The organism is Geobacillus subterraneus (assembly GCF_001618685.1).
Lineage (GTDB): Bacteria > Bacillota > Bacilli > Bacillales > Anoxybacillaceae > Geobacillus > Geobacillus subterraneus.
In genome coordinates, this window is sequence record NZ_CP014342.1 from 1,285,439 (window position 1) to 1,304,740 (window position 19,302).

16 protein-coding genes and 1 pseudogene are annotated in these 19,302 nt (G+C 51.4%); 7 read left to right on the forward strand and 10 right to left on the reverse strand.

Going from position 1 to position 19,302, the window contains the following annotated elements; genetic code table 11:
* Positions 1 to 28 precede the first annotated feature (28 nt).
* From GS3922_RS06450 to GS3922_RS06470, 6 genes are all read right to left on the reverse strand, one after another.
* Positions 29 to 436 carry a YhfM domain-containing protein gene (locus GS3922_RS06450; protein ID WP_063165678.1) on the reverse strand — a complete coding sequence of 136 codons (408 nt, stop codon included), beginning with the start codon at positions 434 to 436 and terminating at the stop codon, positions 29 to 31.
* A 159-nt stretch (positions 437 to 595) separates the two neighbouring features.
* Positions 596 to 1,333 (reverse strand): hypothetical protein, encoded by a 738-nt coding sequence (locus GS3922_RS18130; RefSeq protein WP_225995621.1) that lies wholly within the window; start codon positions 1,331 to 1,333, stop codon positions 596 to 598.
* Positions 1,334 to 1,350: 17 nt separating this feature from the next.
* Positions 1,351 to 2,538 carry a hypothetical protein gene (locus tag GS3922_RS18135; protein ID WP_225995622.1) on the reverse strand — a complete coding sequence of 396 codons (1,188 nt, stop codon included), beginning with the start codon at positions 2,536 to 2,538 and terminating at the stop codon, positions 1,351 to 1,353.
* Positions 2,531 to 2,782, reverse strand: a complete 252-nt coding sequence (locus GS3922_RS06460) for a hypothetical protein (protein ID WP_063165679.1) — start codon at positions 2,780 to 2,782, stop codon at positions 2,531 to 2,533. Before GS3922_RS06460 ends, GS3922_RS18135 begins: the two co-directional genes overlap by 8 nt.
* A gap of 393 nt (positions 2,783 to 3,175) precedes the next feature.
* Positions 3,176 to 4,294 carry a Delta(10) desaturase DesB gene (gene desB / locus GS3922_RS06465; protein ID WP_063165680.1) on the reverse strand — a complete coding sequence of 373 codons (1,119 nt, stop codon included), beginning with the start codon at positions 4,292 to 4,294 and terminating at the stop codon, positions 3,176 to 3,178.
* 443 nt (positions 4,295 to 4,737) lie between these two features.
* Entirely contained in the window at positions 4,738 to 5,151 is a 414-nt protein-coding gene (locus GS3922_RS06470) for an EamA family transporter (protein ID WP_063167329.1), read from the reverse strand.
* A gap of 370 nt (positions 5,152 to 5,521) precedes the next feature.
* Here GS3922_RS06470 and GS3922_RS06480 point away from each other — a divergent pair, with 370 nt between their 5' ends.
* The 4 genes and pseudogenes from GS3922_RS06480 (at position 5,522) to GS3922_RS06495 (ending at position 12,856) form a co-directional block, all read left to right on the forward strand.
* On the forward strand, positions 5,522 to 6,370 hold the full coding sequence (locus GS3922_RS06480; RefSeq protein WP_011231545.1) for a Cof-type HAD-IIB family hydrolase: 849 nt from the start codon (positions 5,522 to 5,524) through the stop codon (positions 6,368 to 6,370).
* A 1,268-nt stretch (positions 6,371 to 7,638) separates the two neighbouring features.
* Positions 7,639 to 8,412: a type I 3-dehydroquinate dehydratase gene (gene aroD / locus GS3922_RS06485; RefSeq protein WP_011231543.1), complete on the forward strand. Its 774-nt coding sequence runs from the start codon at positions 7,639 to 7,641 to the stop codon at positions 8,410 to 8,412.
* Positions 8,413 to 8,522: 110 nt separating this feature from the next.
* A complete protein-coding gene (locus GS3922_RS06490) occupies positions 8,523 to 9,089 on the forward strand; it encodes a shikimate kinase (protein ID WP_011231542.1) in 567 nt (188 codons plus the stop codon).
* A gap of 508 nt (positions 9,090 to 9,597) precedes the next feature.
* Positions 9,598 to 12,856 (forward strand): annotated as a pseudogene (locus GS3922_RS06495) (hypothetical protein).
* A gap of 159 nt (positions 12,857 to 13,015) precedes the next feature.
* On the opposite strand, the gene GS3922_RS06500 reads toward GS3922_RS06495, so the two are convergent.
* Complete coding sequence (locus GS3922_RS06500) at positions 13,016 to 13,360, reverse strand: hypothetical protein (protein ID WP_063165681.1); 345 nt, start codon at positions 13,358 to 13,360, stop codon at positions 13,016 to 13,018.
* A gap of 114 nt (positions 13,361 to 13,474) precedes the next feature.
* Here GS3922_RS06500 and GS3922_RS17150 point away from each other — a divergent pair, with 114 nt between their 5' ends.
* The 3 genes from GS3922_RS17150 to GS3922_RS06510 are packed head-to-tail and all read left to right on the forward strand — an operon-like array spanning position 13,475 to position 14,833.
* The gene (locus GS3922_RS17150; RefSeq protein WP_225995623.1) at positions 13,475 to 13,675 is read left to right on the forward strand and encodes a glycosyltransferase family 39 protein; all 201 of its coding nucleotides are present in this window, start codon (positions 13,475 to 13,477) and stop codon (positions 13,673 to 13,675) included.
* Entirely contained in the window at positions 13,606 to 14,451 is an 846-nt protein-coding gene (locus GS3922_RS06505) for a glycosyltransferase (protein WP_063165682.1), read from the forward strand. Before GS3922_RS17150 ends, GS3922_RS06505 begins: the two co-directional genes overlap by 70 nt.
* Positions 14,423 to 14,833 carry a GtrA family protein gene (locus GS3922_RS06510; RefSeq protein WP_063165683.1) on the forward strand — a complete coding sequence of 137 codons (411 nt, stop codon included), beginning with the start codon at positions 14,423 to 14,425 and terminating at the stop codon, positions 14,831 to 14,833. The genes GS3922_RS06505 and GS3922_RS06510 overlap by 29 nt, the downstream gene beginning before the upstream one ends.
* A 196-nt stretch (positions 14,834 to 15,029) precedes the next feature.
* On the opposite strand, the gene ltaE is transcribed toward GS3922_RS06510, so the two are convergent.
* From ltaE to proB, 3 genes are all read right to left on the reverse strand, one after another.
* Positions 15,030 to 16,061 (reverse strand): low-specificity L-threonine aldolase, encoded by a 1,032-nt coding sequence (gene ltaE / locus GS3922_RS06515; protein ID WP_063165684.1) that lies wholly within the window; start codon positions 16,059 to 16,061, stop codon positions 15,030 to 15,032.
* Between the two features lie 77 nt (positions 16,062 to 16,138).
* Positions 16,139 to 17,383, reverse strand: a complete 1,245-nt coding sequence (locus tag GS3922_RS06520; protein ID WP_063165685.1) for a glutamate-5-semialdehyde dehydrogenase — start codon at positions 17,381 to 17,383, stop codon at positions 16,139 to 16,141.
* The gene (proB, locus tag GS3922_RS06525) at positions 17,380 to 18,504 is read right to left on the reverse strand and encodes a glutamate 5-kinase (protein WP_063165686.1); all 1,125 of its coding nucleotides are present in this window, start codon (positions 18,502 to 18,504) and stop codon (positions 17,380 to 17,382) included. The genes GS3922_RS06520 and proB overlap by 4 nt, the downstream gene beginning before the upstream one ends.
* Between the last annotated feature and the right edge of the window lie 798 nt (positions 18,505 to 19,302).

Below are 19,302 nucleotides of genomic sequence, written 5' to 3' on the forward strand. Positions count from 1 at the left end.
AACTAATCTCGTTAATACAATGACTAAATTATTTTAAATCAGCCAATTTCCCTCCTGTCATAATCTCAAACAAGAGAGCTGAGCTTTCTTTTGTTAATTGAGCATATTGACCATCTCTTTTAACAATTTCAAATTTGTCTTTATTAGGGCTAATCCAAACATCATAAGTTACCGCTTTTGCTTCAATGGATTCATCTTTAGCAACAATTTGAAAGCTATAATCTGGTAAACGTGCCATTTGCACTTCGGCATTTTCCCAATCAATATTATTTAGTATTTTATTTAACTGTGAAACTTTTTTATTATCAGTGATTTCTTTAGAACCTTCATCACCAAAAACCACAATTTTTTGTTCTTTGTTTTTTATTTCACTTGCACATCCCGTTACTACAAACAAAAACACTATCATTAAAGAAAATAAAGCCTTAATTTTCAAATGATTACCCCCTTTTCTAATTAGACGCTAATTTATCTTTTAGAGTTTCGTATTAAAAAAATTAACAGAACCCATAATATCAACAGAGCTATTTAATATATATTTAACATTAAATACCAAATTCCCTTTAAAAAATCACCCTAATATCCATAGGGCGATTTACTTAAAATAAATGATGTCATTCATGGTGAATTGTCGGTCGGTCATTCCAAGTCTTTGTGCAGGTGTCAGTTTCTTATCATCAAATGATTTATAAGGCAGACAAAAATTATAAAATGTGCGAAGAATCGTTAACGCATATTGAGCGTATTTCGGATTACAGTTGGAATAAATATAACTTTTCCCATCTCCTCTTGCTGTTACAAGAGGTCTTTCTAATATCGAAATCCTACGGCGAATTTGTTGCATAAACGCATTGACAGAATGGTCGTTCACGTTGAGAACCATATTTGCAATATCTTTTGGTTCGTAAGAAGATAAATCGGTTGTACAATCAACCATCCGACTTCCTTGGTCAACAGAAGGCAGGGGATGTTCAATCGGATTTTTCGCCCATTTCCGATGATATTTTCCATTGATATGGACCGTCTCATGAAATTGGTGAGTTTGAAATATCTCCTCTAATTTTAAAAAAGCAAGTTTGGATAAACTTTCTCCCACATATCCTTTACTAATTCCCCAAGCTCTTAAATCCATTCTTGCTTGCTGTGCTTCGTTAAATGCATCCGTTATGCTTTTGGAACGGTCGATTTTACAAAGAAAGTGATGAGCGTCTCCCAAACGAATTTCTTTTGAAAATACACGAAAAAGGGAAGTCATAATCGAATAATCTTCATCGGTAATAAACCTCCATTCGCTTGCATTTACCATTTGTTTGATTAACCATAAATGTGCCATTGTTGTGTATGTCGAATTTACATGACATCCATCAATGTATTTTTTCTTCTTTCAAATTCATTTCGATATTGAATGTCTAACGGTGTGTCGTTTGGTGATGGCGGCGATGGTGCGTAAGAAAAACGCAATCTCGCGTTCTTTCGAGCATATTCATATAAGCAGTCTTCTTTATATAACCATGTATCTTTTTCAACATCTTCAAGTGAAATATTCCAATCATATGCCACATCCGACCTAAAGACATATCTCGAAAATACTTCACTCGTTACAACGATATGGGTAGGAAAATGTTTATCCTCTAAGTTGTTGTATCTCCCGTTTGCTTCACCCTTTTTACGGACATTGTTTAAAAAATAAATCATTTTATCGGTATTTAACCACATATACTGAAATGACTTCTTTTCAAAAGCTTGTGTTTCATGTCGTTCCAAAAATTCCAAACATCTTCTATACAGCCACTCAAGTTTTTGGTAATACGTTTGAGAACCGATTTGAAGGATTTCACATGTACGTTTAACAGGAATTCGATTGATGATTTGTTTTGCAAATATCGGCAAGATGTCATTCCTTTTTTGATGATACCGAAATGTTTCTTCACGATTGGGAAGAACATTCGCGATTTTTCTACACGTTTTACATTGCCATTTTTGCGATTTTCCGCTGCTTTTTCCTCTTCGATAAAATTCACTCGGATGAGTAAATGGGGTGACACTACTTTTTAAACAACCATCACGATGAAATTGGTAATCAGGTTCCCAATCTTTTACTTTATCGTTGGTCGCTAATCGTTTGATTTCTTCTGCAACAGACCAATTGGAATAAGGTTCTGTTGTACAATTCCATGTTACCCCAATATGTGGTCGGATAGGGTCTGAGTTACACACAAAACGTTGACTGGCATGTTTGCCGCTACCGCTCATTTTGTATCTGCTTGGTTTATATCTGGCATTTTCAAATCTTTCTTGAGGCAAACCGAACCATTTACAAAATGGATTGGTACAAGTGTTCATTTGGATTTCAAATGTCTGACCGTTGTAATTGACTTTCACAGGTCTAAAAAGAACATCCCGATATTTTTTAGCAAAATCGATACGACTTAGCAGGGAATAGTCTTTCTGTCGCGAATTTATTTCCATATCTGTAATGGGTAGGTCGATGGTTACAATTTGGTCATTCATTGTTGCTAATCGTTTCAGTTTAGCCAATCATTTCTTCCTCCTCATCGGTATCCGAAAAAATTTGGGAGATAGCTCGTTTATTACGCCGTTTATTTTTTAGCCATTCTATAAATCCAGGGTCATCCCGAAGATTTTTTAAGAACATATCAACGACTTCATCTTCGGTGTAACCTGTGTATTGTGCATAATATTTTACGATATTTTTCGTTTGTTCAGATACGGACCAATTGGGTTTAACGTCTAGTTTTTCTTTCGGTTTGATATATTGCATTAAAAATGCCCTCCTTCAAATGACATTGAAAATGGCAATGAAATTGACATATCAATTGGCAAAGGTCAACCTCTCTTCATAAATTATTTCCATCTTCTACATTCCTTAAACATTTCCTTCCAAAAACAGTGTCATTTTTAATAAAAATTGAAATAAATGCTGTTATAACAATAAAAAATGACGTACCAGAATGGTTGTCATTTGGCACGTCATTTTACATGTCAATTTTTTATTTTGCACCCGAAAACGGAACCCGTTACCCACAGACGGGGCACCTTTTGGTTGTGCACATATAAACGGAAACGCAGGTTTGCCGAAAGAAAAGCGCTCTTTTCCCCTCTTCGCCGCTATTTGATCCACATAGGAGGCGGACGGCCGCAAAGCCCATCCTTTCTACAAATTCTCTTGCCCCGCTGCTTTTTTTGTTTTTGCCCGTTTTTTGGCTGCGCGCGGCTGTTTTTCCGTTTCCAGCTCGCGATGCACAATCCGGTCGGGGTTGAGCCCATTGCCGAGCGTGCCGTACACATGGCCTTGCTTCGGCTCGATGAGCTCGTTGTGCTCGTAGTAGACGCGCGGCGTTTTCCAAAGGGCGGCCAACGCTTTTCCCATCGGCATTTCGTGGTAGCGGTCGGGCCACATTTGTTTGATGTATGTTTTCACGAGCGGGTAGTACTTCGAGCTCATCGCAGGAAAGAGATGATGTTCAGTATGGTGCGAAAAGTGGAAGTGGAGGATATCCACCCACTTTGGCACGGTGACCGACAAACTATTCGCCAACGGATCGTTGACCGGCACTAACGGATTGAGACGATGGTTGGTTGCGATATAGCTCATGACGATCGTGTTGGCGACAAGCAGCGGAAGCAAAAAGGCGAACAGCCATTTTTCCCAGCCGACAAGCCATAACAGCCCGAGCCATGTCGCCCAAGGCAAGAAAAATTGAAATAGGACAACCGCGCGGTTTTTCCAGCGAAAGTCGTGGAAAAAGTAAAACAGCATCCGCACCGAATGAAGGGTAAACATCACCGACAAGGAACTAAACGAGAAAAACGCGCGAATCGGAAACGGGATGCGGTATACCCAAGAGAGCAGGCGGCTTTTCGCTAATTTCTCCATGCTTGGCCACGCGTCCGGGTCTTTTTCTTCATGCTGGGTATGCACATGGTGGCTGGCGTTATGCCATTTTCTCCACAACTTCGGACCGGTGCAAAGCGGCCAAAACGCGATTGCGCCGAGAAGATCGCGCAGCCAAGGTGTACGGACGACGGTGCCGTGCAAAATTTCATGTCCTAAAAATCCTAACGCGGCAAAACTGAAACCAAGCACAACAGAGATGAGGAGGTTCCATACCGGGTGAAGATGAAAAAGTGATACAGCGAGGATGCCGGCGATGACGAGCCCTACATAAGCCAAACCTCCAAACAAGCGGGACTTCACGGGTTGAAACGCTTTTTTCGGCAAATGCGGGGAAATTTTCGCCGCATACCAGCCGAACGGGTGAAAATCGTTCATTCCATATCTCCTTCCAGTTACTCTCCGTCCGATCAGCAGCGGTGCAGCCTTCCTTTCCACTCACCATCTATCGCAACGAAGAACGTTGATTCAAATTCATCCCCAAAGTGCCGTTTTCTGTATCTCATAGGTGGGAAGGCGAAAACGGGTTTTTGGTTCATTCAGTTCATGATATCATCTTTTTGCTTGTTCCGTCAATTTGATTAGGGGGATGTTATGCAAACTCGTGGTGCTAGATACAATCGGATAAACAGAAGAACTGCTCTTGCTTTTGGATTGCCGGTGACACAAAAGCGGACCCATGATCGGCATGGTTGTTGGCGACCGTTGAGCTAGCTGGGCGCTAATGTTCAGCTGGCGCTATGGATTCATTCACGGATCAGCGTATTGCCGAATGGCGGGAAACGGTCAGAAGCAGGCCAGCCGCCCAGGATGGCAGCTGGCTACAACATCATAACCAACGTCCCCGCGGTGATGAGCAGCACCCCGATCACGACCTTCGCGGAGAGCGGTTCACCGAGAAACATCGCCGCAAACAAAATCGTCAGCACCAAGCTCGATTTGTCAATGGCCGAGACGCGGGACACATCACCGATTTGGATCGCTTTGTAAAAACAAAGCCATGACAATCCGGTCGCCGCCCCGGACAAACATAAAAACCACCAGCTTTTCGCAGAAATGGCTTTCATACCGTGATGGGCGCCGGTCATCCACACGATGGCCCAGGCAAGGACAAGCACAACCGCGGTGCGAATGGCGGTCGCCAAGTTCGAATTGACGTTTTCAATGCCGATTTTTGCCAGCACCGATGTCAGCGCCGCAAACACCGCCGCCAACAAAGCATACACGATCCACATATCGATCCCTTCGCTTTCGTTGAGAATTTTTCTCATCTATTATACTATGAGAAGGAAGAACATTTCACCATTTTTCCATTCGTTTGTTATAATGGAGGGCAAGCACCACTTTTGTGAGCTGGGCGTTAAGATGAGCACAAATCCCCCTCGTTCTGATGAAGTGCGCCAATGGTTCGCACCGTTTGTGATCGAAGAACCCGACAGCTATCAGAATAAAAAGGAAGCGTTGCAGAACAAGAGCAGATGGAGTCAGGCGCTGACGTGCGGAGAGAAGAGGGCGGACATTTCCAACTTTCCACTAGCCCCTGCTTCTGTCGGAACACCGTTTTTCCAGCCGCTTTTGGCATGACGAAAGAAAGAGGGATGAGAGATGTTGATTGCACTCGATATGGACGGAACGCTATTAAACGGGGAAGGAAAAATCAGTGAACGAAACCGGGCGGCCATCACCGCAGCGCAGGCGCAGGGCCACATCGTCGCCGTCGTGACAGGGAGGGCGCGCAAAGACGCGCTCGCCCCGCTTCGCGAGGCGGGCATTATCTGCCCGATTGCCAGCTTAAACGGCGCGGTCGTTTCGCTCGAAGACGGCACGGTCATCAGCGAGGCGCCGCTCGAGCGGACAATCGTCCGTCCGACGCTTGAGTGGGTGCGCGAACAGTCCGATTTGTATTGCGAGACGTACACGGGCGATGCGGTCTATGTCGGCCTGCACAACCGCGCCCAATGGGAGGCGCTCGCTTCCGGGATGGCCGATGCGGCGCCAGAGGTGAAGTGGCTCGTGAACAAGCAGTTCCAGCAGGCGCGGGTGATGTATGTCGATGACATCCGCACGGTGTGGGACGACCCGCAGACGGTGATGTATAAGCTGCTGATTTTCGCCCTCGACCGCGAGCGGCTGCGTGATGCAGCGTCGCGATTCGCCGCGCTCCGTGGCGTCACGGTCACCTCGTCGCACCCGCACAATATTGAGATGAACAATGAACGGGCGACAAAAGGCGAGGCGCTCAAACAGCTGGCCGCCCATTACGGCATCGATGTGCGCGACACGGTCGCCTTTGGCGACAGCCATAACGATTTGTCGATGTTTGAGGTGGCGGGCTGCCGCGTCGCCATGGCCAACGCCGCCCCCGAATTGAAAGCGAATTGTGATTTCGTCACCCTCTCCCATGAAGAAGACGGCGTGGCGGCGGGGCTTGAGCGGGTGCTTCGGCAACGGTGAGCAGAAGCGCCCTTTTCCCCATTTTGTACACCCCGGCTGCAAAAACGGGAGAGGTGTGCATGAGGATTTTTTCTTCGATTATCGAAAGAAAGAAATAATTGATCTATATAGGTTGTAATAAAGAAATTCCGACCTCCATGTCCGTCTTTACTTTATCACCTAACAAGCTGGCACGGTGGCAAGAAGAGCGAACAATGCCATGTAAAACAAAATTGCAACTTATATATCAAGCTTTTGGACGATGATGATTTCAGTCAACTGTACAAGTTGACATAACCACATTTATTTTCGAGGGATGCAAGGGGGCAAAACAGCCTTTTGTTGCCTTAGAAGATCAATAGTAAAACAAAGGTGCTCTTGATCAAGTTGGGTCTCGTTGAGAGGACGTAAGTGACAATGAATAAGCGAGAAGGGAATCGTTATGTCGAAAACCCAGCAGAGAACTGGTTTTTGCCGTCTTTCCGGGTTTTTTCATGTTTTAAGGGCATTGCGGATGGCTGCGTCTAAAAGAGGGAAAATCCGTCTTGAGGGAGAAGCTGGCATATGATTTAGAAAGAAAAAACGTTTGGACATTGGTGGTAGTCATATGTTCGCTCTTTATTTTCCGACAGACGACCCTCGCTTCCATTTTGTACGGGGGTAGCCCAAAATAAGTGAGAGATGAATGCCATTCAGTCTAACCTAAATCGTTGAATATTTCCAACAAATGTACTTTTGTACGTTGTTCTTCGGATCAAGGGTGAAAAAAGGCGTGTGAGGCGTAAAATCTTCAACGTTTGATTTTCCCATGCTCACCGAGGTGCGAAAACCAAGCGAATGCAGAAAAATGTGGATGGTTCAGCGTACAAGATTGCTGAACAATGATTTTTTTGCTAATCTTTCTACTAAAGAGCTAGAAGGCCGGTGAAAAACGATGGTCTTGACCAAATCGATGGAGTTCATCAGGAAAGAAGAGATGATTTTACAGAGCTGCTCAACTTGAGAAGAGCTGGTTTTGAGCTGTTTTTTCATTAAGTCACCAGTCTTCTAGGCGTTCAACGTGGCCGGTCGTTTTTCTTGCGAAGAGCGGAAAAGGAGACGATTGAAGCATGGCGGGAAGAGAGGGGGCAATCGGATTATAATAAAGAACAATTTGCTTTCCGTTTGTATAAGCGTAGCAGAGTCATCGCGAGATCCAGATGGGCCATGCTGTTCTGCCCACTTGGTAGTTTTTTTTTGCGGCTAGCCGCCGCTTTCTGTTCGACAAACCATGATTGGGGGAACCATCGATGAATATTTCACCGAAGGCCATCAAGGTCAGAAATATATGGATCGGCGGTACTGAGCCGTGCATTTGCGCTCCCGTTGTTGGGGAAGACGACCGGAAAGTGTTGCGCGAGGCGGAGGAAGTGTGCCGGAAGCAACCGGATTTGCTTGAATGGCGGGCTGATTTTTTTCGGGCGATTGATGACCAAGAGCGCGTATTGGCGACGGCCAACGGGTTGCGGAACATAGCGGGAGAGATTCCAATTTTGTTTACGATCCGTTCCGAGCGGGAAGGGGGGCAGCCGATTCCGCTCAATGAAGCGGAAGTGCGGCGGTTGATCGAAGCAATCTGTCGAAGCGGGGCAATCGATTTAGTAGATTATGAGCTAGCTTATGGGGAACGCATCGCCGACGTGCGCCGCATGACGGAAGAATGCAGCGTCTGGCTCGTCGTGTCGCGCCATTACTTTGACGGCACTCCGCGGAAGGAAACGCTCTTGGCTGACATGCGCCAAGCCGAGCGGTACGGTGCCGACATCGCCAAGGTAGCGGTTATGCCTAAATCGCCGGAAGATGTGCTTGTTTTGTTGCAAGCGACGGAAGAAGCGCGGCGCGAGCTTGCCATTCCGCTCATTACGATGGCGATGGGGGGGTTGGGCGCCATTACTCGGTTGGCTGGATGGCTGTTTGGTTCGGCGGTGACGTTTGCTGTCGGAAACCAAAGCTCCGCTCCGGGGCAAATTCCGATCGATGACGTGCGGACGGTGCTTTCTATTTTGCAAACGTACAGCCGTTGACCGGTTTTTGTTGAAAAGCAACTGCGATTGGAAAACGATTATTTGACCATGACTTTTCCTCCTGCTATACACGGAAATATAGCGGGTTCGGCACGAAAGGGGGATGCATCATGAGCAGGCAAACCACCATCCCGCTCCGCGAGCGGAACATCATTTTAATCGGCTTTATGGGAGCGGGGAAAACAACGATCGGGCAGCTGGTGGCGAAAAAGCTGTACCGCGATTTTATCGATGTCGACGCGGAAATCGAGCGGCGGCAAGGGATGTCGATTCCGGAGCTTTTCGCGCAAAAAGGAGAAGCGTATTTTCGAAAGGTGGAACGGGAACTCATCGTCGATTTATGCACAAATACAAGGTTGAAAATCCTTTCGCTCGGCGGCGGAGCGTATTTGCAGGAAGACGTGCGGCGCGCCTGTTTGGCCCACGGCATCGTCTTTTTCCTTGACTTGTCGTGGGAGCATTGGAAGGAAGAGCGGCTGCCGCTCATTGTCGACAGCCGCCCGGTGCTGAAAAACAAAACGTTGGAAGAGGTGGAGCAGCTGTTTTTCCAGCGGCAGTCGGCTTACGCCCTCCATCATTCCCGCGTGGTGTTGAATGAGCTTGAGGCCGAACAGGCGGCCGAGCAAATTGTCGAGTCGATCAAATGGACGTGGGATGTATACGAACCGAATCGGTAGACTTTCATGATGAAAAGGCAGGCTCTTGTCGGGAGCTTGCCTTTTCGTGTTGGATGGCCGCGGCGAGAGCCGGTGGCGGAGCGGTAATCTGACGGTAATGATGCAGGCCGACTTCGTGCCCCGGTTGGATGGCCGCATCGAAAGCCGGTGATGGAGTGAGGGAATGCAACACCGTCATCGCGGTTTTTCCAATAGCGAGTTTTGCGGGCGCGGTCAAAGCGGTTCGGCGCTGGGGAGCCGGATCCGCTTGTCCTCACCTTGCGTTCAGTCTCGCATCCTTGATCGGCAAGGGTGTGGATGTGAGTGATGGACGGACTCATGTTTTCGGAAGCCATCAGAGAGGCCTGTTTCGTGTCGGGGATCGGACATTGGAGCATGTTCAGCGAGTGGGGGAGGACGAACGGCCCGACGTCTCTTTTCTTTTTGGGCAGAAATGCCTGTTTGTTCTTGCTGGACAAGCGCTCCTTTTGTTATAAGGAAGATACCGGGTGTGAGGGAGAGTGGGAAGATGGAGAAAAAGGTGTTACGCTGGCTTTATGTGTATATTGTCTTGGCGGTGCTGCTTCTGTCGGCGCCGTATTGGCTTTGGTGGTTGAAGCCGGAAACGGAGCTTGAGCTGCTCATTGTCGATGACACGGTGCCGGATCGGTCGTACCGCGAGCACCAAGGGCTTGTTTGGCTGCTCCGGGCGCAAAAGTACGTGCACCGGAACGGTGAGACGTATGATGCGGCGCGCGATTATGTCGGATTTGTGCCAAAGGGCGGCGGGGCATACGAAGTGCGTCCGCTTCCGAACACGATGGATCGCTATGATGCCGTGTATGTCGCTGACACGTACGGTGTCTATGAAGAAGAATTTGTTCGCCAGCGGACGGACGGGGCGCGGTCGGCGAAAGTGCACGGCGGGCTGGACGGCGAGACGGTGAAGGCGCTTTGGCGGTTCGCCCGGGAAGGGGGAAACACGTTGATCGCCGAATTCAACTCGATGGCCCACCCGACAGCGCAGGAGGTGCGCGCGTCGTTTGAATCGCTGTTCGGCTTGCATTGGACGGGGGGGGATCGGGCGTTATTTTCCCGATTTATCCAGCCGGGAAGTGCCGGCGTGGGTCAGGGAGAACTACGAACAACAATATGGGACGCCGTTTGCGTTTCGCGGTCCGGGAATTGTGCTCGTGGATGAACGGGATCGGTTGATCGTTTTGGACCGGCGCGATCTTGGCGGCGATGGCGTCGTGTTTTCGTATACGAAAGCGGGGAAAGCGCGGTGGGGCCAACACGAGCGCGTTCCTTATTCGTACTGGTTTGACATCGTCCAGCCGCTTGATCCGGACGATGTGTTGGCGACCTATACGTTGTCGCTTTCCAAACGCGGGAGCGAGAAACTGCGCGCCATCGGGGTTCCGGTTTCGTTTCCGGCCGTTGTCCGCTATGAGACGCGCACGTACCAGTCGTACTACTTTTGCGGCGATTACGCTGATCAAGGCAGTGTGCCGTCGATTTACCAAACGGTTGGATTCGATCGATGGCGCAAGTGGACGGCGAGCAGCCGCCCGGATGATGAGACGGCGTTTTATTGGAAAGTGTATGTGCCGATGATGAAAGCCATTTTGCAAGAAATCAAAACGTATCAGGAGGAGAAGAAGCAGCCTGCCGCTGCGGAAACGGCGGAGCAGGACGGCATCCGCTTGGCGGGGACGGTCGGGCGCGACGATCTGCAAGTATACCGCCGCGGGCGGTGGGAGCCATTGCTCATCAAAGGCGTCAACCTCGGCATCAGCAAACCCGGCGCGTTTCCGGGCGAGGCGAACATCACGAAGGAAGAATACTTCCGCTGGCTTCAGTATATCGGGGCGATGGGGGCGAACGCCGTCCGCGTCTATACGATCCATCCGCCGGCGTTTTACGAAGCGCTCTATGAATACAATCAAACCGCCAAGCAGCCGCTCTATTTGTTTCACGGCGTTTGGATCGATGAAGCGATGATGCTTCGGATCAAAGATGTTTGGTCCCCCGCGGTGGACGGGGCGTTTCGTGCCGAGATTCGCCGCACGATCGACATCATCCACGGCAACGCCAACATTCCAAAGCGGCCGGGCCACGCCGGGGGAGTGTACCGATATGACCTTTCCCCTTATGTCCTCGGGTGGATTTTCGGCGTCGAATGGGATCCGGACGTTGTTGCCGCCACGAACAAAGCCCATCGCGGATCAGGGGATTACCGCGGGACATATGTGTATACGAAGGGAGCAAGCCCGTTTGAAGCGTGGCTCGCGCGTGCGGTCGACGAAGCGGTCGGCTATGAGACGGAAACGTATGGGTGGCAGCGGCCCGTGAGTTTCACCAACTGGGTGACGACCGATTTCCTTCGTCATCCGGCCGAGCCGTTTGTCAAAGAAGATCTTGTTTCCGTCAATCCGAATGTCATGTACGCCACCGACAAGCTGCGCGCCGGATGGTTCGCTTCGTATCATATTTATCCGTATTATCCGGATTTTTTGAACAGAGAAGAAACATATATCCGCTATATTGACTCGCGCGGCGAGCATAACAGCTATGCCGGCTACTTGCATGAGATGAAGGCCGCTCACCGGATGCCGATTCTCGTCGCCGAGTTCGGTGTTCCTTCGTCGCGCGGCATGGCGCACCGAAACGTGCACGGCAAACACCAAGGGTTTCTGTCGGAACATGAACAAGGGATGATCGACCGGAAGTTGTTTGAAGATATCGTTCATGAGCGAATGGCCGGCGGGCTGTTGTTTTCGTGGCAAGATGAGTGGTTTAAACGAACGTGGAATACGATGGAGTATGACAATCCAGACCGCCGTCCATTTTGGCTGAACGCACAAACGAACGAACAACATTTCGGTCTTCTTCGCTTCGACCCGGGGCCAAGCGCAGCGGCGACGATCCAAGTCGATGGGCGGAAAGATGATTGGGCGTTCAATGGAATCGATCCCGTATGGTCGGACGGGGAGCGGGCGCTGTATGTCACGAGCGATGAAGGGGATTTGTACGTGCGGCTTGACGGTGCGCGCATCACCGATGAAACAACGACGTACATTGCGTTTGATACGATTCCAGGCCAAGGGCAATCGCGCCTCCCGGGCCTTTCCGGCATGCGTACGTCGGGGATTGACTTTGCTTTAGTCATCCATGGAAAACAGCGCGCCCGGCTGCTTGTCGACAGCTACTATGACACGTTTTCTTATCATTACGGCTATCAGCTGCACATGATGCCGGCGGCGCCGTACGCCCATCGCAAAGATAACGGAGTATACCACCCGATCCGGTTGACGCTGAATAAAAAGCTCGAAGAAGCAGATGGCAAGGCCGTGCCGTTTGACTCGTATGAAACCGGGGTGCTTCGCTTCGGCACCGCCAACCCGGCCGATGCGGCCTATGACTCGCTTGCCGATCTCAGCGTGAGCCGCCGCGGTGATATGTATGAAATTCGCCTGCCGTGGGCGCTGTTGAATGTCACCGATCCAAGCCGGCGCGAGGTGATGGGCGATATCTGGTCAAAAGAAGGTCTAAAAAGCCGAGAGATCATCCCCGGCATCCGCCTCGGCGTGTACGTCGCCAACGGGGAGCGCTCATTTTCGTTCCCGGCGATGGAAGGGAATGTGCTGCCGGTTCAGCGGTTTTACACGTACACGTGGCCGACATGGGAGACGCCGCGCTACCACGAGCGGCTGAAGCCGTCGTATGAAGCGATGAAAGCGGCGTTTTCCGGCGCGGACATCGCCAAGCAGCAAGGAAACGAATAAGAAGAACGCCCCGCAACATTGGCTGCTGTTCGACACAACGATGATCGGTCAAGGCGGTTGTCTGTCCAAAAAAGAAGCCGGCAAGCACGAGACAAAAGCCCAACCGGCCGTCAAGCAAAAAACATGCTGGCGGCCGGTTGGCTTGTTTCTTTTTCGTTTTCAGGAGATTTCGTTTTGTCCAGCCCGGGAACGGAGTTTTCGTTCATGTTGGAGGGTTTTGCGGGCGAGGAAGTCAACCGTTTCCTGCGTTTCCGACCATTCAAGGCGCCAATAGTTCATTTTCGTTTCCAAGCGCTCAAATCGAGCATCCGTGCGCTTTTCCAAATCCAAAAGTTTTTGGTGCAACCGGTCTTCCGTCTCTCGAATTTTGGCATACAGCCGATTTTCTGTATCCTGAATCTCGGCGCGCAATCGATCTTCCATTTCCTTCATTTGTTGACGGAGTTGACCGGAATGCAGGTCAAGCGCCTTTAGAATTTGCTGCACGATCGTTTCTCCTTCCATGAGTTTCACCTCCTTTACTCTGATCATAGCACATGGCCGGCATCGGGAAAATGAAAATCTAGTCCGCTCGTTTCATTTTTTCACCAAACCGTGGGCCGGACAGACAGCGGCGCGGTGGGCAAGTTTCATCTTTTCTTGCTCCCGGTGTTCGTCGCTGTGGCGCGGACGAACAATATTGATGCCGTATTGGTGTTCACATTGCTCTTAGCGACTTGGATGCTGATGAAGGCGGTGATGACGCAACGATGGACGTGGCTGGTTGGCAGTTTTGCGGTCGTCGGTATCGGGTTCAATATGAGAAAGATGAGACGGTGAAGTACATTGACTTCTCCCGCAATTTCGGCCATCAAATCGCGATTACAGCAGGAATGGATTACGCCTCTGGTCAGGCTGTCATCATCATTGACGCCGACTTGCAAGATCCTCCTGAACTGATTTTGGACATGATTGCGCGTTGGAAAGAAGGGTATGATGTTGTCTATGCCCGGCGCGTCAAGCGGAAGGGGGAGACGTTGTTCAAGCGATGGACAGCGTATGTGTTCTACCGCTTGCTGCGGGCGTCGACCGAGATCGACATTCCCGCTGATACCGGCGATTTCCGTCTCATTGACCGGAAAGTGTGTAATCAGTTACGCTATATGCGGGAGCGAAATCGTTTTGTCCGCGGGCTTGTCAGCTGGGTCGGTTTTCGGCACATAGAGGTGGAATACGAGCGAGAGCCGCGGCTGGTTGGCAAGACGAAATACCCGCTCAAAAAGATGATTCGCTTTTCACTCGATGGCCTTTCATCATTTTCGCATAAGCCGCTCAAATTGGCGAGCTGGCTTGGGTTTGCTTTGTCGGCGGCAAGTGCAATCGGCATGATGGCGGTGTTGTACTTGAAGTGGTTCACCCATTCGATCGTGGCCGGATGGGCATCGCTGTTGATGGTCATGCTGTTTTGCAACGGAGCGACGATGACGATGCTTGGGATTACCGGTGAATACATCGGCCGCATTTACGATGAAGTGAAAGAGCGGCCTCTATATATTGTCAATGAAACATGGGGAGTCGGAACGAGACATGAACGAAAGTCTTCCTACATTCCGTAAAGAAAAACAAGCCATATGGCGGTTTGCCGTCGTCGGGGTGGGCAATACGGCGGTCGACTTCGCTGTCTTTTTTCTGCTCACCGCCGCAGGCGTTCCTGCGGCCGTGGCGCAAGTCGGTTCTTACGGCGCCGGGGTGGCGAACAGCTACGTTTGGAACCGGCGCTGGACGTTTCAAATGAAGCAAAGGGCGAATATCGGGGAATTGCTTCGGTTTCTTGCGGTCAACGGGCTGTCGCTCGGGGGGTCGCTTGTCGTCTTGTTGGCGGCCGAACGGCTCGGCCCGCTTTGGCTCGCGAAAGGTGTGGCCACGGTCATGGGCATGGCGGTGAATTTCATCGGCAGCCGTTGCTGGGTGTTTGCGGCACCGCGAAGCGAACGTTGACAGAAAGCAGGGATGGAGAACAACGAAAACGACCCGAAAGCCATTAGGCGGTCCAGGTCGTTTTCTGGTTAGAAGGGACTGTAAAGGAAAACGATATTTTACAAAATCTATTGCCTTTCAGAAAAAAGAAATATAGTGTTCAAAAGGTGTTTCCAAATCGGGAAGGATGAAAACTCATACCTATTCACTGAATCTGTTAGGACAATTGCTGCTTGATTCGTTCGAGTGCGGTTTGCACTAGATCGGTGGTGATTTCCCGGTGGGTGACGAAGCGAATGACGCCGTCATCAAATGGGCTGGCCAAAATGCCGGCCGCTTTCAAAAGGGCGATAAACGCTTCGTTGGAAAGCCCGGTGTCGTGAATATGGCAAAGGCCGATGTTCGTTTCGACTCCATCGACATCGACGGACAAGCCGGGAATGGCCGCCAGCCCGTTCGCGAGCAGGCGGGCGTTTGCGTGGTCTTCGGCAAGGCGGTCGACCATTGTTTCAAGGGCGATGATGCCCGGCGCAGCCAAGACGCCGGCTTGGCGCAGACCGCCGCCGAGCCGCTTCCGCCATTTGCGAGCCTCCTTAATGAATGCGCGGCTGCCGGCCAGCACCGATCCGACCGGTGCGGACAGTCCTTTTGAGAGGCAGATTTGCACCGTATCGGCATATTGCGTGAAATCCGTTACCGGCACTCCGGCGGCGACGGCGGCGTTAAACAGCCGCGCTCCGTCAAGGTGGACGGGAACGCTGCGTTCGTTGGCGACATGGTAGATCGCTTTCATCGTTTCCACGGAAATGACTTTTCCCCCGGCTTTGTTATGGGTATTTTCCAAGCAAACGAGCCCGGACCACGGATGGTGGATGTCGTCGCTGCGGATCGCTTTTTTGATGTCATCCGGGTCCATCGCACCGTTTGTTCCGCGGATCGGCCGCGTTTGGACACCGGCGAGCGCCGCTGCTGCTCCCGCCTCATACAAGAAAATGTGCGATTCGGCTTCCAATATCACCTCATCCCCCGGGCGGCAATGCGTCAAGATGGCGACTTGGTTTCCTTGCGTGCCGCTTGTGACGAACAAGGCGTCTTCTTTTCCAAGCATTTTGGCCGCCAACGCTTCTAAACGGTTGACGGTCGGATCTTCGCCGTATACGTCGTCACCAACTTCGGCTTCTGACATCGCCCGGCGCATCTCTGGCGTCGGTTTGGTCACGGTATCGCTGCGAAAATCAATGAACGGCATCGTGGCATCCCTTCTTTCCTGATCGTTGTGTGCATCGAAAGGACGGGAGTGCAGGGGTTCCCGCTTCCCGCCCTTGGTTACACGGTTCGAATTTGCCCTGTCCCGTACACGAGCGATTTCGTTGTCGTGATGGCCACAAGCCCCATCGGCCCGCGGGCGTGCAGCTTTTGCGTGCTGATGCCGATTTCTGCCCCGTAGCCGAACTGTTCGCCATCCGTGAAGCGGGTGGACGCGTTATGGTACAAGACCGCCGCGTCGACCGCTTGGAAAAAGCGGCGGACGTGCGCCTCGTTTTCGGTGATGATCGCTTCCGAATGTTTCGTCCCGTAGCGGCGGATATGCTGAATCGCTTCATCGACATCGGCAACGAGTTTCACGGCTAAAATCGGCGCCAAATATTCCGTATGCCAGTCTTCTTCCGTCGCTTCGTGGACAAACGGATACATAGCGGCAAGGCGGTGGTCGCCGCGCAGCTCGACGCCGCGAGCGTGAAGCGCATCAAGCAGTTCGCTAGCATGTGGCCACCGTTCATGAATGAGCACCGTTTCGACGGCGTTGCAGACGGACGGACGCTGCAGTTTGGCGTTTAAGACGATATCGACCGCCATCGGCCGCTCGGCTGATTCGTCGATGAAAATATGGCAGTTGCCGACACCGGTCTCGAGCACTGGCACGGTGGCGTTTTCGACGACCGAGCGGATCAGCCCCGCTCCGCCGCGCGGAATGAGGACATCAAGATACTCGTTGAGGCGGAACATGCGCTGGGCCGTTTCCCGGCTCGTGTCTTCGAGCAGCTCAATGGCTGTTTCCGGGATGGCCGTTGTGCGAAGCGCCTCTTTCATGACGGCAACAAGCGCTTTGTTGGAATGAAGCGCTGATGAGCTGCCGCGGAGCAGGACGGCGTTGCCCGTTTTTAGGCAAAGGCTGGCGGCATCGACCGTCACGTTCGGGCGCGCCTCATACACCATGCCGATCACCCCAAGCGGCACGCGCACCGTTTGAATGCGAAGCCCGTTCGGCCGCGTCCACTCCTCGATGACTTCCCCGACCGGGTCAGGCAATGAGGTGACTTGGCGGACGCCGCCGATGATTTGATCGATCCGTTCATTCGTGAGCTGCAGCCGGTCAAGCAAAGCCGGCGACAGCCCTTGCGCGCGGCCGGCGGCCATATCTTTTTCGTTCTCCGCCAAAATGACGGTGCGTTCGCGGTCGATGGCTTTGGCGATCTGTTCCAACGCCGCATTTTTTTCTTCGGTAGACAGCATGGCCAACGTTTGTGACGCCGTTTTCAACCGTTCGGCTTTTTCAAGCAGTTCGTTCATCTTTGTACACGCTCCTTTCGCAAAGTGACCCAATTGTCGCGGTGGATGACTTCCGGGCGGTGAAGGTAAGAGTATTGCCGCGCCTCTTCGCTCGGCCGCCCTTTCACTTTTTTCAAATCGGCGGCGGCGTAATACACTTGGCCGCGGCCGATGGTAATGCCTTTTTCGTTGACGACGTCGACGACATCCATCGCATGGAAGTCGCCGGAAACGGCCGTGACGCCGGCCGGAAGCAAGCTTTTCCCACGGGCAAGCAGCGCTTCCTCGGCACCGCTGTCAACCGTGATCGTGCCGGAAACGGGTGCATGATAGGCGATCCATTGCTTGCGCATTTGCATTTGTTTCGGAAACGGAACGCCGATATACGTACCGTCGCCTTTTCCGGCTAAAATATCAGCCAGTTTTTCTTGGCCGCTTCCCGTGCCGATGAAGACGCTGACCCCAAATGAGAGCGCCTTTTGCGCGGCGAACAGCTTTGAGCGCATGCCGCCGGTGCCGACCGCTGAGCCGCTGCCGCCGGCTGAGGCGAGCATCTCGCTTGTAATCTCCGGCAAAAAGGCGTACTTTTTCGCCTGCGGGTTCGTTTTCGGATTGGCGTCGTACAGCCCGTTAATGTCGGTGAGTAAAACGAGCGCATCGGCGTGCAGAAAGCCGGCGACAAGCGCTGATAGCATATCATTGTCGCCAAATGTCAACTCTTCGACGGAAACGGAGTCGTTTTCGTTAATGATCGGCACGGCGCCGTGTTCAAGCAATGTCGTGATCGTCGCAAACAAGTTGCGAAACCGCTCGCGGCTGTAAAAATCGCTGCGCGTCAACAACAATTGGGCGGCGGTGAAGCCGAATTGGGCGAACGCCGCGCTGTACGCCTGCATCAACAAGCTTTGTCCGACGGCGGCAGCCGCCTGTTTACCGGCGATCGTCGTCGGCCGCGCCGGGTAGCCTAACGGCCCGAACCCGGCCGCAACCGCACCGGACGTGATGAGAATGACGTCATGGCCGAGCTGTTTCATATAGGCGATCGCTTTGACATGGTCGAGCAGCTTGTCATGGCAAAGGCCGCCTTTTGGATCCGTGAGCGAACTGCTCCCGATTTTGACAACGACGCGCTGCCGTTTCATGGGATTCCCTCCTTTGCGTGTTTTGCCGCTGTCGATGCCATTGTTCTTTGCCGCCAGCTGGGAAGGCGGCCAATAAAAAACGCTTTTCCTCCTTTTGCAAAAGGACGGAAAAGCGTTCCGCGGTACCACCTTTTTTGGCGCACAAAGCGCCCACCTCTAGCCTGTAACGCAGGCATGCGGCTTATGTTTGCATAAGCGGCCGTCTAGGGCAGGTTCAACCGGCTTCCCGCGAGGAACCTTCCAGCCTATGGGTTCCACTCTCTGGCGCGTTCCCTCGGTTTACTAGTCCCGTGCCGTTCCCGTTGGTTGATTGTCAAGCATCCGCTCAACCATTTTATAGTTTGTAAGAAATTATGCCCCTAAACGCCGGGAATGTCAAGGGGAGCCACCCATTTTTACGCCGCTCTGCCGCAGGAGTCTGATGAAATCAAGCCCGCCTCTGCCGACATGGGGCTGCATGAGATGAGAAGCTGATGTGACAACGTTCCTTAGATTTAGGAAATATTGTGTGACATACTCCCACCACCTACGCTAACGCTTCGAGGTGGGAGTTTCTCGGGTCATCCCGTCTAACGGCAGGAAGTTGACCGAGCGATCCCCGTGTGCCCCACGGTTCGAGATCCAGTTAGGCCATACCTAACTGTTTCAGGCCTTCCTTTTTGAGATTGAACCGAAATTCATCTCCCACTTTCCCTTCGTTTCGAAGTGGGAGACTTCTTTCGGACAGAGGTTACAAAATGTGAAAACGCATTCAGAATAAAGATAATTGTCATTTTATTAGAAAAAGTGGTACAATAC

Excerpts from the sequence above, each read along its gene's own strand:
- GS3922_RS18130 (WP_225995621.1), bottom strand. The coding sequence starts at position 1,333 with ATGGCACATTTATGGTTAATCAAACAAATGGTAAATGCAAGCGAATGG.
- GS3922_RS06500 (WP_063165681.1), bottom strand. The coding sequence starts at position 13,360 with ATGGAAGGAGAAACGATCGTGCAGCAAATTCTAAAGGCGCTTGACCTG.
- GS3922_RS06510 (WP_063165683.1), top strand. The coding sequence starts at position 14,423 with ATGAACGAAAGTCTTCCTACATTCCGTAAAGAAAAACAAGCCATATGG.
- GS3922_RS06505 (WP_063165682.1), top strand. The coding sequence starts at position 13,606 with ATGGACGTGGCTGGTTGGCAGTTTTGCGGTCGTCGGTATCGGGTTCAA.
- GS3922_RS06460 (WP_063165679.1), bottom strand. The coding sequence starts at position 2,782 with ATGCAATATATCAAACCGAAAGAAAAACTAGACGTTAAACCCAATTGG.
- ltaE (WP_063165684.1), bottom strand. The coding sequence starts at position 16,061 with ATGCCGTTCATTGATTTTCGCAGCGATACCGTGACCAAACCGACGCCA.
- desB (WP_063165680.1), bottom strand. The coding sequence starts at position 4,294 with ATGAACGATTTTCACCCGTTCGGCTGGTATGCGGCGAAAATTTCCCCG.
- aroD (WP_011231543.1), top strand. The coding sequence starts at position 7,639 with ATGAATATTTCACCGAAGGCCATCAAGGTCAGAAATATATGGATCGGC.
- GS3922_RS06470 (WP_063167329.1), bottom strand. The coding sequence starts at position 5,151 with ATGTGGATCGTGTATGCTTTGTTGGCGGCGGTGTTTGCGGCGCTGACA.
- GS3922_RS06480 (WP_011231545.1), top strand. The coding sequence starts at position 5,522 with ATGTTGATTGCACTCGATATGGACGGAACGCTATTAAACGGGGAAGGA.
- GS3922_RS06520 (WP_063165685.1), bottom strand. The coding sequence starts at position 17,383 with ATGAACGAACTGCTTGAAAAAGCCGAACGGTTGAAAACGGCGTCACAA.
- proB (WP_063165686.1), bottom strand. The coding sequence starts at position 18,504 with ATGAAACGGCAGCGCGTCGTTGTCAAAATCGGGAGCAGTTCGCTCACG.
- GS3922_RS06490 (WP_011231542.1), top strand. The coding sequence starts at position 8,523 with ATGAGCAGGCAAACCACCATCCCGCTCCGCGAGCGGAACATCATTTTA.